Origin of the sequence: Paraflavitalea pollutisoli (genome assembly GCF_029360705.1) — a bacterium.
Taxonomy (GTDB): Bacteria; Bacteroidota; Bacteroidia; order Chitinophagales; family Chitinophagaceae; genus Paraflavitalea; species Paraflavitalea pollutisoli.
The window spans coordinates 477,523-491,639 of the sequence record NZ_JARKMX010000008.1 but is presented as its reverse complement, the minus strand read 5'-3'; the positions used below and the strand labels follow the sequence as shown (position 1 = coordinate 491,639).

Sequence of the window (14,117 nt, the reverse complement as noted above, 5' to 3'; positions counted from 1 at the left end):
CAGCAATCGCACTGCTATTAAAAGCACTTTGCACTTCAAAGTTAGTAAATAAACCAGTACCAGCAAGTCTTCCCAAAAAAACTTTACAGGCGGTCAATGGTATCTACGGGATGTTCTGTAGATACGTCCCTCAAAGGCCGTAGCTGGCTGCGAGATGATCGATGCCCGGAAGCTTATTCGCCTGCACGTGCATCACCTCGTATCTCCAGGTAGAGTGGGTGCGCAGGGTCTGGTCATCGGCTGGTATGGCCATGCATATCAGGGGTAGATATTTAGTGAGGGTATATGGGAGTTTATTATATAAGGAACCCGGCAAAGCTACACGAGAAGTCAGACAAGATAAAAGGGTCCGTTACGAAGCTGAACACAACTTCATAACGGACCCTGGACTATAACTGCGGGCTTTACACCGTTAATTTCCCTTCAATGGAATCATCCAGTGTTTTGCCCATGACGGCACCGGCTACCATCTTCACGAATGCCACTGCATTACCATGTTTGTTATCCCAGTAGTAACCGCTGGCGGCTGCCACTTTGATCACGGTAATACGTGGATCATCTTTTCCCTCTGTAAACCAGGTCTTCAACAAAGGCTTCCAGTATTTTTCGATCCTGGCTTTATCCGTACTGACGGACGCTTTGCCATATAGTGTCAGGAAATCAGAATGAGAGGAGCCCTGAAAGAATAATTGCACAGAGCTGTCATTTTGGATCTCTGCATTCGTATGGCTATCGCTGGCACTCAGGAACCAAAGATTGCCTTCTTCATCCACCTCCTGCACTGTCATAGGTCTTGTCTTGACGGCCACGCCTTGTGAGATGGCTGTACAAAAGAAACAGGTGTCAATCTTTTCTGCCAGTTCTTTGATCTTGTCGACGGCGGCATCCCCAGCCAGCGACTCGTAATTGTCTTCTGGCTGGTTCTTATTAATGCTGTTCATATGAGTTTTTTACAGAGACTGTAAAAAAATGATGCCTGCCGATAAACTGCATTCGTTGAACGGAACACCGCAACCTTGCCCAACTTATTGAAACCAAATGACCCCGCTATGGGCGTCTATTCCCCGTATTGCCCCAGGTATGAGCCAGCAGTAGATAGCTGGACCTTGCCACCATTTCGTCTGCAGGCATTTAAAGATCTATGGCCTGGTGTAAGGTATCTTGATCCGGCTGGTCAGTACAGGACTGCTGTGCAGGGTAGCTTTGATCAATCGCGGTCCCTGGGTGGTTTCCCGGCTCACGACACCGCCAAATCCATAGTTCCTTTCAAATCCCGGCGAGTTGACACTTTCGAAGGTCATCCGCAGTTTATTTCCTTTTGGGATCTTCTTGATGTACAAAAAAACATCATCAAACCGGTGCAGGGCAACCGTGCCAGGCTTCAGCAACCTGCCCTTGTCTCCCCCCAACCGGTAGCGGCTACGCAGGATCGTATTGGTCAGCATATAACTTTTACCCTCCGTATCGATCTCGTAGATATTGACCTGGAAATCGGCATCCGGTACATTGAGCGATAAATAGAGGTCGGCTACCATCTTTCCGGTTACGATGATATCCTGCTCCATAGGCTTGCTGTCAAATACCAGGTTATAAGGCGAGGCCATGTACAGCGAATCATCAAACGGCTTGGACCGTGCATAGAGAAAGGCTGAATCGATCACCTGAGCAATATCATGCGTATAAGTTAACGAAGTCCCTTTTACGGGGCGTTGGGTTTGTAAACCGTACACGCCGGAACGTTTGCCGCTGGCTACAGGTTGCGTAGACAAATAAAGTGAAAGCGTATCTGTGGTAAGCTGTTGCAGGGTGGAGGCCGATTTCCATTGGCCCGTGCCCGTTACAAAATAGTTGACCTGGTCTTGCAGAAAAGCAGGGCGCGCCTTGCCCTTCAACACCCAATCGTACCACCAGATCACGTACTTGTAAATGGGTATCTGGGCTTCCCGCTCGATGTCGAAACCCAACTGAACAGGCGAAGGCTGCCATTGCGCGCCACCATGATCATATGGACCGATCAACAGGTAGTGCTGGTTGGCAGCTTTGGCAGGCGCATATTTTTTGTGCTGGTCGTAGTAATAAAAGGCACCCAGTTGGTCGGCATCATAATATCCTGTGATGGTAAGCACCGGGATATCCAGGCTCGTATAGTCTGCCTTATTGGGCAATATGGACGTCCAGTAACTATCGAGATCTGGATGGCTAACCCATTTCTGAAAAAAGGGATTGGGCATGCCGGCTACTGAATCAAGTTTCGCAAAAGGAAGGCGGTTTTTGTACAGCGCATAATTAACCTTGTTCCAGAACTGCTCATCGCCAAACAAGGCATCGTTGAGATCGCGGCCGCTCACGTAGGCAGCCCATTGCAGTATATAGGAATAGAACTGGTTGGCGAAGCGGGGAAAGTCGATCCCAAAACCTACCGAAACCATCGGGTTGATGGCTTTAAGCGCAGGATGCCGGTAAGGCTTGCGGATGGCCTGCCACTGGGCAAAACCGAGGTAAGATCCACCAGAGGTCACAACGTCACCATTACACCACGGCTGTTTGCTCACCCAATCGATGATATCATAATAGTCACGCGCATCGTCTTCATACGGAAAGAAGTTGCCCTCACTTTTCCGGCGTCCCCGGCTGTCGACGTATACATATACATACCCGTTGGTCGCAAATACATTACCGCGTGTGGATTCATAACCGCTGGGGTAGGGACTGAGCGATACGATGGCGGGCACCCGTACGGTACTGGCCGTATCACGGTATACCAGGCCACTCAACCTTACCTGGTCACGCATGGGGATCATGACTGCGGCTTCCACCACCCGGGCCGGACTGATCACGTACAATTGAGCTTCGATAGCTGGCTGATAGGCCTTGCGGATATAATACCGAAAATAGCTGTCCAGTAACGTGTAGGCAGTACCGAAGTTCACCTTGAGGCCCGGCGACTGGTTGGCCTGCCGGATGATATTATTCAGATCCTTCTGTACGGCGTTGATGGAGTTGACGGAATAGAGCCCTTTCTGCGCGTTGACGATATCGCTGCTGAAAGAGGGGTCCAGTTGCCCGACCACCGCGGCCAGTTCCTGCTTCAACTGGTTGGAGAAGGCAGCGCTGTTGTCATCAGCCTGTTTCAAGCCGGCACGGGCATAGGCTTCCTGCATAAAACCGAAGGGAGCGCGATAGGGAGGCGCAGGTTTCAGAGCGCGGCTGCGTTGCAGGGTATTGATCGCCAGATCATGTTTACCGACCAGCACGGCAGGCGTCAGGTAGGCGGTAAGCACATCGTATAACACCAATGAATCGATGGTATAGCTCTTTTCGCCCTGTACCATAAAATCAAGAAAGGCGGCGGCCACGTTACCAATCTCACGACGCAAAGCCGCTTCGTCCCTGGTCCGGAGCGAATCGGAAAGCTGGTAATGGAATTGATCGAAATATTCAGCTGGCAGAGAGGGTTTCTGTTGGGAAAAAACGGTGAGGGGCCCTATAAGCAGGTAGCATACAGCCAGGAAAGTTCTCATGCAGTAGTGTTTGGTTACTTTACTTAAATATATGGAATTTTATCATCGGGTCCGCAGCAGTCAGCAACAGCCCAACCCCGGCCGCTTTTTTGTTGTAATTTCCAGTATGAAACAGCCTACGGAAAACGCGGCCGTGCGCCGGGACTGGCGGGATAAGATACACGAGATCATCTATGAGTCGGAGAAGCCGGAAGGAAAGGCCTTCGACATCGTCCTGTTATTTTGTATCCTGACCAGCATCATGGTCGTCATGCTGGATAGCGTAGACCGGCTGCATGTGCGATATGGCAAAACGTTTCAGATACTGGAGTGGATATTTACCATCATATTCACCCTCGAATACGCTTTGCGGCTGATCAGTATCCGCAAACCATTCCGGTATGTATTTAGCGCCTTTGGCATCATCGACCTGCTGGCCATTGTGCCCAGTTACCTGAGTATCCTTTATCCCGGCGCTCAGTCGCTGCTGGTACTTCGTGCGCTGCGGCTCTTACGCGTATTCAGGATCTTTAGAATGGTGCATTTCATTTCCGAAATGCGGTTTCTGTCTACAGCCATCCTCAACAGTCTACGCAAGATCAGCATATTCATCCTCTTTGTACTGACCCTGGTGATCATCCTGGGCTCCATCATCTACCTCGTGGAGGGGCCCGAACATGGCTTTACCAGCATTCCTCAATCCATTTATTGGGCCATCGTGACCATCACCACCGTCGGGTATGGAGATGTTGCCCCGGCAACACCACTCGGCAAAACGATCGCCAGCTTTATCATGTTGTTGGGCTATGGTATCCTGGCCGTGCCGACCGGTATCGTCACCACCGAAATGGCACTGGCCGCCCGCACGCACAAGCAAGACAATCGGGCATGCCCTACCTGCGGCAAAGAAGGGCATGACCGGGATGCTAAATTCTGTAAGTTTTGCGGCGCTCCCTTGTAAACCTTTAGAAGAGTTGCTAAGGCCCAGGGCGATTTTACAAACATTTACAAAGTTTGCAGGTTAATTTACAATCCTGATGTTTCAAGCAGCAAGGATCAAACTAGTTTCGCGGTCTCAAGCATAATACGATATGAAAAATAAAGGAACCGCTTTGATCAGCCTGTTCATCCTACTGGCAGCGCTCATGCACACTCCTGGCCAGGCGCAGCAGACCGTACCCAAACCTAATGACAGGAGGCATCAGTCAGGATTATTCGAGTCTCAACTCAAAGAGGCCGCCGCTTCGAAGGTGCCAATGAGTATGGTTCGGAATATAAGGCAGGCAAAAAACGGGGACATTTTAATTGCTTCTTATATAGGTGTATATCGATACGACGGAACCTCATTTACCAACATGACAAGCACCATAGCGTGGCCGACCTTCTGGGATGTGCTGGAAGATAAAAAAGGAAACATTTGGTTGGCTTCCCAGGATTCGGGTGTTTACCTGCAGCCTGCCGGACAGACAGGCTTTAAGCTTTTTAAAGCAAAGGATGGCACTGGCATTGGTTCAGCGCTCCATATTTATGAAGACAGAGCCGGCAATATCTGGTTCGGAGCAAGCCGCTACGATGGGAACTCTTTCCGGACCTTTACCACAAAAGATGGATTTCCCACGAACAATATTCGTTTACTGCTGGAAGACAAAACCGGTAAGCTTTGGTTTGGGGGACAGGGAGAAAATATACTCGTGTATGATGCCCGCCTGCATGGCGATATCGGGCAGGGAAAACCATTTACCATTCTAAAAAACAACGATGGCAAAGTCTTTAACAACGTTTGGTCAATCATCGAAGATAAAAAAGGAAACATTTGGTTCGGTGAAGATGGTCTTTGGCGCTACGATGGCAAAACGGTTACGAAGAAGTCACAGACAGGGGCTTATGCCATCATCGAAGATAAAAAAGGGAATATCTGGACTAGTTTAGGGAGTAGCATTTTCTGTTATGATGAACAGTCCCTGTCCACTATAAACCCATCTGTAAAAGAAGTTAAAGTGTCAGTAGAAAATGTTGTCTTATTGGGGATATTAGCCGCTAAGGATGGAAGTATTTGGGTGGGCGCGCGCGGGCCTGCGAGTACAGTGTTTCGCTATGATGGAAAGACGATCACGGGCTTTTAAAATAAAGACCGTCAGCAATAATATGTATGGCTGAGGGCCAGCACTTTTGCCATCCTGGACAAATTAGAATACATTGCGGACCCAACCCCACCCCCCATGACCAACATTGAAATACTTCAGGCCCTGTCGACCATCGTTTACAAGATTGATGAAGAGGACGAAGACGAAGATGCTTTTCAACTGACCTTATTGCCTCCGGCAACTGAGACCGAACTACAGCAACTGGCTGATCACTTTCCCAAAGGACAACTACCGGCAGAACTGGAGGACCTATTACGCTTTTCCAAAGGTTGGAAAGATCCATACGAAGAATTGGTGCACCTGAATGGCTTCGGTGAATTTGGCTACGAAGCACTCATGCCGTTGGCCATTAACCTGCAAAACGACGGACTCGGCAACTGCTGGCTATTGGAGGTTAAGCCCGATGGCAGCCTCGGTAAAGTATTCTTTGCCTGTCACGACCCCGCCGTATTGGTCATCACGGCCAATTCCCTAAATGAATACCTGCAACAGCAGCTGCTCCATTTCCAAAACCCCGACAAACACCCAATCGGGGTAGATCACCCTTCCACCGGCACGGTCTATTTATCGGCGCCAAACATGTCAGACATGGCCGTATTCAAGGCAAGCAACCCATCATTGACCGAATGGCTATTGCCCTTTACCGAAGAAGAGCATGTCGTAGCTGACCTCCGCCAGGCGACAGCGGGAGATGGCTTCTATTGGGGTAAATGCCAAGTACTCGAGACCAGGAAGCATCCCACCGTATATGTCTGGATATTGCAAAAAAAGAAGAAAGGTTGGCTCGCCCGCCTCTTTGGGAAATAAGGCTTCCGATAAATGCCTTATTTTGTCTGCGTGAAAAAACTCTTTTACGCAACGATGCTACTCCTTGCGATAGGCAGCAAGAGTTGCACCACCGGCCGTATGCACCACCAGCCAGCCGCCCCCTACATCGCCTGGGATTCCACCACGCGCGTAAAGATCTCCTCCGCAGGTGCCCGCTACAACGGTTACGCCCGCATGGTGCAATTGCCGGGCAAAACGCTGCTGACCATTTACGACAGGAGGGGAGTGTAGTGGCCACCCACAGCAACGACGGCCACACCTGGACCACCGCTCCGGAGATCGCCTGCTTTCGACCAGGCCACCGTGACGGTATGCCGGTTCCGATACTGCTCAAAGACCAACACAGCATCGTCTTCGCGATAGAAGACAATGCAGGCGCTAACTTCAAACCCTACATCATCCACAACAGCATTCCGGAGAATTGGCAGCAAACAATAGGCGCCGATGACCCGCATCGTCAGTATGCCCTGGCCGAAAAAGTGGAGGAAGTCACCTATGCGGGTGCACCTTACCTCCGGCAACTCAGTACCGGAGAAACCATTCTATCTTACCAGGGTACCGAGGGCCGCACCCACAAAATGGAAAACGCCGAGATGAAAGTCGTGATCGGTAATGCAGCAGCCGGGCAGTTTACCAGCAAGTCTTCGCCCTTTCCCATACCACCCAACAAGAATGGCTTGTGGAATAGCCTCTGTATACTGGACGATGATACCATCATTGCGCTGACCAGTACCAATGCGTATGGCCCGCGTACAGAAGTCTGGATGATCAAAGGCAGGCTGCAACGTGGCGGGAAAAGCCACTGAGACGATTTGTGGAAGTATTGAGACAAAGCGCACCCCGTACCGTCCTGCCAGCACCTACATTCACGACGCAAACGCCCATTGACAAGTAAAACACACAAACTCAACCATGCCATCGACGAAAAAGCTATCCTTCCCCAAACTGGCAGCGATCGTGCTGTTCGCCACCAGTACGGCCACCGCTCAGCTGCGGCCCAATCCGTACCACGAAATACCCCTCGGCGCCATCAAACCACAAGGCTGGCTACGCGAAATGCTGGTCACACAGCAGAAAGGGGCTACCGGCCAGCTGGACCAATTGTACCCATTGGTCATGGGACCGCGAAATGGCTGGTTGGGCGGTGATGGCGACCAGTGGGAGCGTGGCCCTTACTGGGTCGATGGCCTGTTGCCACTGGCTTATATCCTCGACGACAAAGCCCTGATCGCAAAAGTGAAACCCTGGGTAGAATGGGCGATCAAAAGTCAAACACCCGACGGACATTTTGGCCCGACCAAAGACTATCCCGGCGAGCGCGGCATCCAGCGCGACAACGCCCGCGATTGGTGGCCCAAGATGGTGATGCTGAAGATCCTCAAACAGTATTATTCTGCCACCAATGACCCACGCGTCATCAAACTGATGACCAATTACTTTCGCTACCAGCTGAAAGAGTTACCACAAACACCGCTCGATCACTGGACCTTCTGGGCACGCTACCGCGGTGGCGACAACCTGCAAATCGTTTATTGGCTATACAATATTACCAAAGATGGTTTCCTGTTGAAACTCGGCGACCTGCTGCACAAACAGACCTTCGATTTCACCAAAGGGTTTCTGCAAACCGATATGTTGTCGCGCCTCAATACCATCCATTGTGTGAACCTGGCACAGGGCATTAAAACGCCGATCGTCTATTACCAGCACCATCCGGAGCAACAATACCTCGATGCGATGAAGAAAGGTTTTGCCGACCTGCGCCAGTACAACGGCATGGCGCATGGCCTGTACGGCGGTGACGAAGGACTGCATGGCAACAACCCCACACAAGGTTCTGAACTATGCAGCGCCGTTGAAATGATGTACTCTCTCGAAACGGCGCTGGAGATCACCGGCGACGTAGACTATGCCGACAAGCTGGAGAAGATCGCCTTCAATGCGTTGCCCACGCAGATCTCCGACGACTTCCAGACCCACCAATACTTTCAACAGGCCAACCAGGTAATGCTGACCCGCCAGATGCGCAACTTTTGCGAGAACCATGGCGGTACGGATGTCACCTTTGGTTTGCTCATCGGTTATCCCTGCTGCACGTCCAATATGCACCAGGGTTGGCCAAAGTTTACACAGAATCTTTGGTACACGACCGCCGACAAAGGCATTGCAGCCCTGGTATATGCCCCCAGTGAAGTGACCACGAAGGTGGCCGATGGTACTACCGTCAGCTGGAAAGAAGAAACAGGTTATCCCTTTGGCGAAAGCATCCGCTTTACGGTGCAGGGCAAACAAACCGCCACCTATCCTTTGCACCTCCGCATACCTGCCTGGTGCAAACTGGCCACGGTGAAGATCAATGGGCAGACAGACCGGGAAGCGAAAGGCAACCAGGTAATCAAGATCACCCGTACCTGGAAGCCAGGCGATGTAGTAGAACTCGTGTTACCCATGCATATCTTCCGCAACCGGTGGTACGAGCAGTCGATGTCCATCGAGCGGGGGCCGATTACGTATGCCTTGAAGATGGGAGAGGAGTGGCGCAAGGTGACGAATACCAAAGACCCGCAAGAGTACGGCGAATCGTATTATGAAGTGCATCCTACCACGCCCTGGAATTATGGTCTGTTCGATATGCCGAATGAAAAACTGGACCAGTACTTCAAAGTGGAAACAACCGGCAAGCAAACGAACTATCCCTGGAACCTGGACAACAACCCAATCCAGATCAGGACCAAAGCCAAACGTATACCTTCCTGGCAATTGTACAATGGTATGACGGGTCAGTTACCTTACAGTCCCATTTACCTGCTGGAAGCTGCGCAGGAAGAAGAAGACATCATCCTGGTGCCTTACGGTGCCACGACACTGAGAATATCACAGTTCCCGTTGGTGGGAAGGAAATAAATACAACAAGGGTCTGCCTCCGTCTGGAGGCAGGCCCTTGTTATTATACGCAATGATCAATTTCCGCTATTCATCTGCCGGCGGATTGCCGTAGTAATTGGACTCCCCGCCATCTACCGCAATGGTTTGCCCGTTCACATACGAGCAATCTTCACTGAGCAGGAAAGCAACGAGCTTGGCAACTTCTTCAGGTTGCCCCAGGCGTTTGGTGGGATTGTGTTTGGCATATTCCTTTTCCGCCGCCTTGGGATCGGAAGGATTCACTTGCTTGAAAGCCTCCGCCACCATGGGCGTCAGAATGGCGCCGGGGGCAATGGCATTGGTAATGATATTGTCTTTGGCATACTCCAGGGCGGCGTTCTTGGTGAGCCCCGACACGGCGTGCTTGCTCGCCACGTAGGCCGTCTGGTTCAGCACACCACGAATACCACCTACAGAGGCAACATTGACGATGCGTCCAAATTGTTGTCGCTGCATGACGGGGATCACATAACGCATACCAAAGTATACACCCAGGATATTGATGTCGATGACTTTCTTAAAAACAGCCAGATCATAAGCGATCATGGGTGCCTGTTTGCCCTCGATGCCGGCGTTGTTGTAGAGCCCGTCGATGCGCCCTGTTGCCTGCACGGTTTGATCCACATAACCTTTCACGGCCTGCTCATCCGACACATCGGCCACCACGGTCAACAAATTGGCTTCGGGTGAACTCCGGATAATATCAGCTTTGGCATCATCCAGACTTTTCTTGTTGTAATCTACAAGTGTTACTACCGCTCCCTGCTGAGCAAGGTATTTAGCAGCGGCGAAGCCCAGTCCCATGGCCGCACCGGTAACGATGATGGTCTTGTTTTCAAATGGTTTCATAGATAGTCCAGTATTTAATTCTGTACATTAAGCATTCCCCGTCAATGCTGATCCATTTGTAAAACATAATACCACCACGAAATCCAGAAGCTGAAACAACAAGGCCCTTCCACAAAAGGGAAGGGCCTGTTGTTATAAATTCGGGCAACCTACTCAAAAAACGGCACGCCCGGAATGGCATACTTCTTCATGCCGGCTTCATTGATCTCCACACCGATACCGGGTTTCTCAGAGACGGTAATAAAGCTATCCTTCACCCATTCTCCATCGTAGGTCACAATCTCCTTGAACATTGGGTCGGTATGGAAGTAAGACTGCCATTCCATGATCATGAAATTGGGCACCGACGCACACACATGTGCGCAAGCCATCGCCCCTAAGTACGAAGCCACCATATGCGGGGCAAACGGCACATAATAGAGGTTGGCCAGGTTGGCGATGCGTTGGCCTTCACCCAGGCCACCACATTTCTGCAGATCGGGCATCACGATGTCGACAGCGCCGATCTCCAACATGCGTCGAAAGCCATAGGCCAGGTAATGATTTTCACCGGCACAGATCGGCGTGCTGGTCGATTCAGTGATCAACTTATAAGCCTCCACATTCTCGGCAGGTATTGGTTCTTCCAGCCACATCAGGTTCAACGGCTCTACGCGTTTGGCGATCGCCTGTCCGGTCACCGCATCATAACGGCCGTGCATGTCTGCACAGATATCGATCTCCGGACCTACGGCTTCACGGGCCGCCGCCAGTTGATCATACATCCGTTGCAACTCGGCCGGACTGGCCGTCCAGTTGTAGTAATCGTACTTCTTGGGATCATTGCCCTGGTCGAGGTCAAACTTGATGGCATTAAAGCCCATTTGCTTCGCTTTCTTCGCAGCGTCTGCAAAGTCGGAAGGTTTGGGCAGGTTGCGCTGATACAACGCCGTATCACAATAGACACGAACCTTGTCGCGGAACTTACCACCCAGCAATTGATAGACCGGTAACTTCAGTGCCTTACCCGCCAGGTCCCACAACGCCGCCTCGATGGCCGACAATACAGCCACATACATGCCCGACTGCGCGCCCTGGAAGAATCCAGACTTCCGGATATCTTCAAACAAGCGATGCACATTCAGCGGATTCTTACCCTTGATCCTGGCCCCGAAATTCTTCACCAGGTGATAAGTGCCGGGAACAGCATCCACGCCTTCACCACATCCCCAGATATCCTGGTTGCTGTAGATCTTGACAAACAAGCTACCCTTTATATAACCGCATTTCACGTCGGTGATCTTGAGGTCGGAGGGGGGAGACGTCTTGTCGATCTGATCTATGGCTGTTTCATACTCCCGCCCAAAGGCAGATAAGCCTGCCAGTGGTGTCATGGCTGCTGCGATGGCTGCCTTGCTTAAAAACGATCTTCTGGTATTGTTGTGTGACATGGATAGTAGTTATTGGTGTTTTAGTTGGTAAATGGGTTGCTCCTCTATGACCGGTTGCCTTCATGGCTCGCTGCCTGTATTCTGCCTCTCCTCGTTGCCTCGGTGCCTTGTTGCCTGGTTGCCTTCCTTACCACGTCCTCCCTTTCAGGATTTCCTGGATCTGGCTCCTGGGCACTGGTAAGTCATTGATGTGTTCATTGAGCCATTGCGAGAAATCCTTTTCAATATCGTCGCTCCAGCGGGTATCGATTTGTCCGGGTGTATACTTGCCTTCCCGCAACCGTTGGTGGCCAAACATATCCCGCAGGCGTACGACCTCCGAAGTCTTGATCACCTTCTCCGCAAGATGTGGCGGAATAAAGATCACACCGCCATCACGGCCCAGCACGATATCGCCCGGCATCACGGTCGCCTTACCGATACGGGTGGGCTGGTTGATACCAACCAGGGTGGTATTCAGTTCTCCTGCCGGATTATTGAGGTGGTGGGAGGGATGGTAACTGCGGAAGTAAGAAGTAAAGCCGCCAATCTCTTTCAACCCCTTCACATCGCGCACAGCACCATCGTACACGATGCCATTGCCCGTCTTGGCATAAATGGAATTGCCCAGGTTATCGCCGATGGTCGGCCCGTCTTCGTAGGCATCAAACTGATCGACGACATACACATCGCGTTTCACCAACAGATCGATGGGCCAGGAGTTCTGTGACTTCACCCGTTTATCGCGTACCCCAAACTGATCGATGACCCGATGTATATCCGGTCTGCCCGGCATAAAGATGGCCGTCACTGCGCGCCCCACCAGTACACTATCCGGGTTGATGGTCTTCCAGTCACCATCGTACTGATGTTTATAGTTTTCATTGCGCAATACTGCCCAGGCTTCTTCGAGTGTTACCAGCTTCATTCGATCCAACAGGCTGTCAGACACTTTAGGACGACCGTCCTTGAATCGTTCGCCCTTCCACTCGGGTGTGAGCGCGATCAACTGATCACGCGAGATCTGCTGGCTGTATGCGCTGCCTGCACAGTGCATCACGCAACACAGTAGTATGATTTTATTTATTTGCATAGATCATGTTTTTGTAATGGACATTTTTTTACCTGCTTGTTCCGCTGATTGCCGGATTTCCCGGATCCCTTCATGCCTGGCTTATAACTCATTGCCTATCTTACTCGTTGCCTAGGTGCCTTTTTGCCTCGATGCCTATTTCACTCGTTGCCTCTGTGCCCTGCTGCCTGGTTGCCTCATCCCCCTCCGGCGGATGATTGTGCCACCAGCTGGCCAGCGACGAACCGGTAATATTCATGACCGGGCCGAAGATGGCAGGTGCCAATCCAGCCGTCGTCAGTTTGCCCATGGCCAGGGCCAACCCGGAAGCCAGACCCGCGTTTTGCATGCCCACCTCCAGCGCAATGGTGCGGCAATCCCGCTCATGAAAGCGCATGAGCCGGGCCGACCAGTAGCCCATGATATATCCCAGTACATTGTGCAAGATGGTAGCGATGAGCAAGAGCGCCCCGACCTTCACCAGGTTATCACGCCCGGCGGCTGTGATGATTGTCAGGATCACCGCAATGCCGCCCATCGAGACCAACGGCATCGCCTTATCGAGCCATTTGAATTTGCCATGTACGAGGTAGTGAAAAGCCAGACCAGCCGCCGTAGGAATGATCACGATCTTGGTAATGTCCCAGACCATCCCCCAGAAATCGATGTCGACAAAACTGCCACCCAGCAACCGCATGAGCAAGGGCGTCAGGAACGGTGCCACCATCGTCGAGATGGTCGTAACAGACACCGACAACGCCAGGTTGCCCTTCGCCAGGTAACACATCACATTGGAGGCAAGGCCACTGGGGCAACATCCCACCAGGATGATACCTGCAGCGATTTCCGGCGGGAAGTTGAATGCTTTGGCCAGCGAGAAGCCCACACCGGGCATGATCACATAGTGACAAACAACGCCCACTATGATGCCCTTCGGCATCCTTAGCACATTGGCAAAATCTTTCAGACTAAGCTCCGTGCCCATGCCAAACATGATGATCTGCAATAGAGGAATGATGAGGCCCGATAGCTTAAAGTCGCCCACCGTCTTGAAATGCCAGGGATAATACATGGCCAGACTCACCACAGCCATCACCATCAGCGTATAGGATAAACCCTTCAACAGCTTGTGTTGCCGGAAAGCCATGGCCAGACTCACGAAGAAGAGCAGCAGTATCCAGCCACCCCACTCGTGCCGTTGCTGTAGGGCCAATACTATATAAATGATCAGAAATAGGGCCGACAGACCATAGAACAAAGTCGATCGCTTCATGAGAAAGTAGGTTTGTAATTGAAATGGTTGTGTACATACCGGCAACCAACGCGACCCGGCACGCTCAGTTCTCATCATCCACCGCCATTCTACTGCCTTGGTGCCTGGTTGCCGGAG

The 14,117-nt window shown here is 51.5% G+C and carries 13 protein-coding genes; 6 read left to right on the top strand and 7 right to left on the bottom strand.

All coding sequences use genetic code 11. The features are described 5' to 3' along the window. Positions 1-130 precede the first annotated feature (130 nt). The 3 genes from P2W70_RS16075 to P2W70_RS16065 form a co-directional block, all read right to left on the bottom strand. Entirely contained in the window at positions 131-253 is a 123-nt protein-coding gene (locus tag P2W70_RS16075) for a hypothetical protein (protein WP_276482513.1), read from the bottom strand. Positions 254-404: 151 nt separating this feature from the next. Continuing rightward, positions 405-941: a pyridoxamine 5'-phosphate oxidase family protein gene (locus P2W70_RS16070; protein WP_276482512.1), complete on the bottom strand. Its 537-nt coding sequence runs from the start codon at positions 939-941 to the stop codon at positions 405-407. A 198-nt stretch (positions 942-1,139) separates the two neighbouring features. Beyond that, positions 1,140-3,521: a CocE/NonD family hydrolase gene (locus P2W70_RS16065; protein WP_276482511.1), complete on the bottom strand. Its 2,382-nt coding sequence runs from the start codon at positions 3,519-3,521 to the stop codon at positions 1,140-1,142. A 106-nt stretch (positions 3,522-3,627) separates the two neighbouring features. Between P2W70_RS16065 and P2W70_RS16060 the strand changes: the two genes are divergently transcribed. The 6 genes from P2W70_RS16060 (at position 3,628) to P2W70_RS16035 (ending at position 9,376) form a co-directional block, all read left to right on the top strand. Beyond that, positions 3,628-4,461 (top strand): ion transporter, encoded by an 834-nt coding sequence (locus tag P2W70_RS16060; protein WP_276482510.1) that lies wholly within the window; start codon positions 3,628-3,630, stop codon positions 4,459-4,461. Between the two features lie 130 nt (positions 4,462-4,591). Continuing rightward, complete coding sequence (locus P2W70_RS16055; protein WP_276482509.1) at positions 4,592-5,623, top strand: ligand-binding sensor domain-containing protein; 1,032 nt, start codon at positions 4,592-4,594, stop codon at positions 5,621-5,623. Positions 5,624-5,719: 96 nt separating this feature from the next. Further along, positions 5,720-6,451 carry an SMI1/KNR4 family protein gene (locus P2W70_RS16050; RefSeq protein ID WP_276482508.1) on the top strand — a complete coding sequence of 244 codons (732 nt, stop codon included), beginning with the start codon at positions 5,720-5,722 and terminating at the stop codon, positions 6,449-6,451. A gap of 30 nt (positions 6,452-6,481) precedes the next feature. Continuing rightward, on the top strand, positions 6,482-6,703 hold the full coding sequence (locus P2W70_RS16045; protein WP_276482507.1) for a hypothetical protein: 222 nt from the start codon (positions 6,482-6,484) through the stop codon (positions 6,701-6,703). Between the two features lie 80 nt (positions 6,704-6,783). Continuing rightward, the gene (locus P2W70_RS16040; protein WP_276482506.1) at positions 6,784-7,278 is read left to right on the top strand and encodes a hypothetical protein; all 495 of its coding nucleotides are present in this window, start codon (positions 6,784-6,786) and stop codon (positions 7,276-7,278) included. Between the two features lie 106 nt (positions 7,279-7,384). Further along, complete coding sequence (locus P2W70_RS16035) at positions 7,385-9,376, top strand: beta-L-arabinofuranosidase domain-containing protein (RefSeq protein ID WP_276482505.1); 1,992 nt, start codon at positions 7,385-7,387, stop codon at positions 9,374-9,376. Between the two features lie 66 nt (positions 9,377-9,442). Here the strand turns inward: P2W70_RS16035 and P2W70_RS16030 are convergent, their stop codons facing one another. From P2W70_RS16030 to P2W70_RS16015, 4 genes are all read right to left on the bottom strand, one after another. Further along, complete coding sequence (locus P2W70_RS16030) at positions 9,443-10,246, bottom strand: glucose 1-dehydrogenase (RefSeq protein WP_276482504.1); 804 nt, start codon at positions 10,244-10,246, stop codon at positions 9,443-9,445. A gap of 149 nt (positions 10,247-10,395) precedes the next feature. After that, entirely contained in the window at positions 10,396-11,676 is a 1,281-nt protein-coding gene (locus tag P2W70_RS16025; RefSeq protein ID WP_276482503.1) for a mandelate racemase/muconate lactonizing enzyme family protein, read from the bottom strand. A gap of 127 nt (positions 11,677-11,803) precedes the next feature. After that, a complete protein-coding gene (locus P2W70_RS16020) occupies positions 11,804-12,748 on the bottom strand; it encodes an RraA family protein (RefSeq protein ID WP_276482502.1) in 945 nt (314 codons plus the stop codon). A gap of 100 nt (positions 12,749-12,848) precedes the next feature. Further along, entirely contained in the window at positions 12,849-14,000 is a 1,152-nt protein-coding gene (locus P2W70_RS16015) for a bile acid:sodium symporter family protein (protein WP_276482501.1), read from the bottom strand. Positions 14,001-14,117 lie beyond the last annotated feature (117 nt).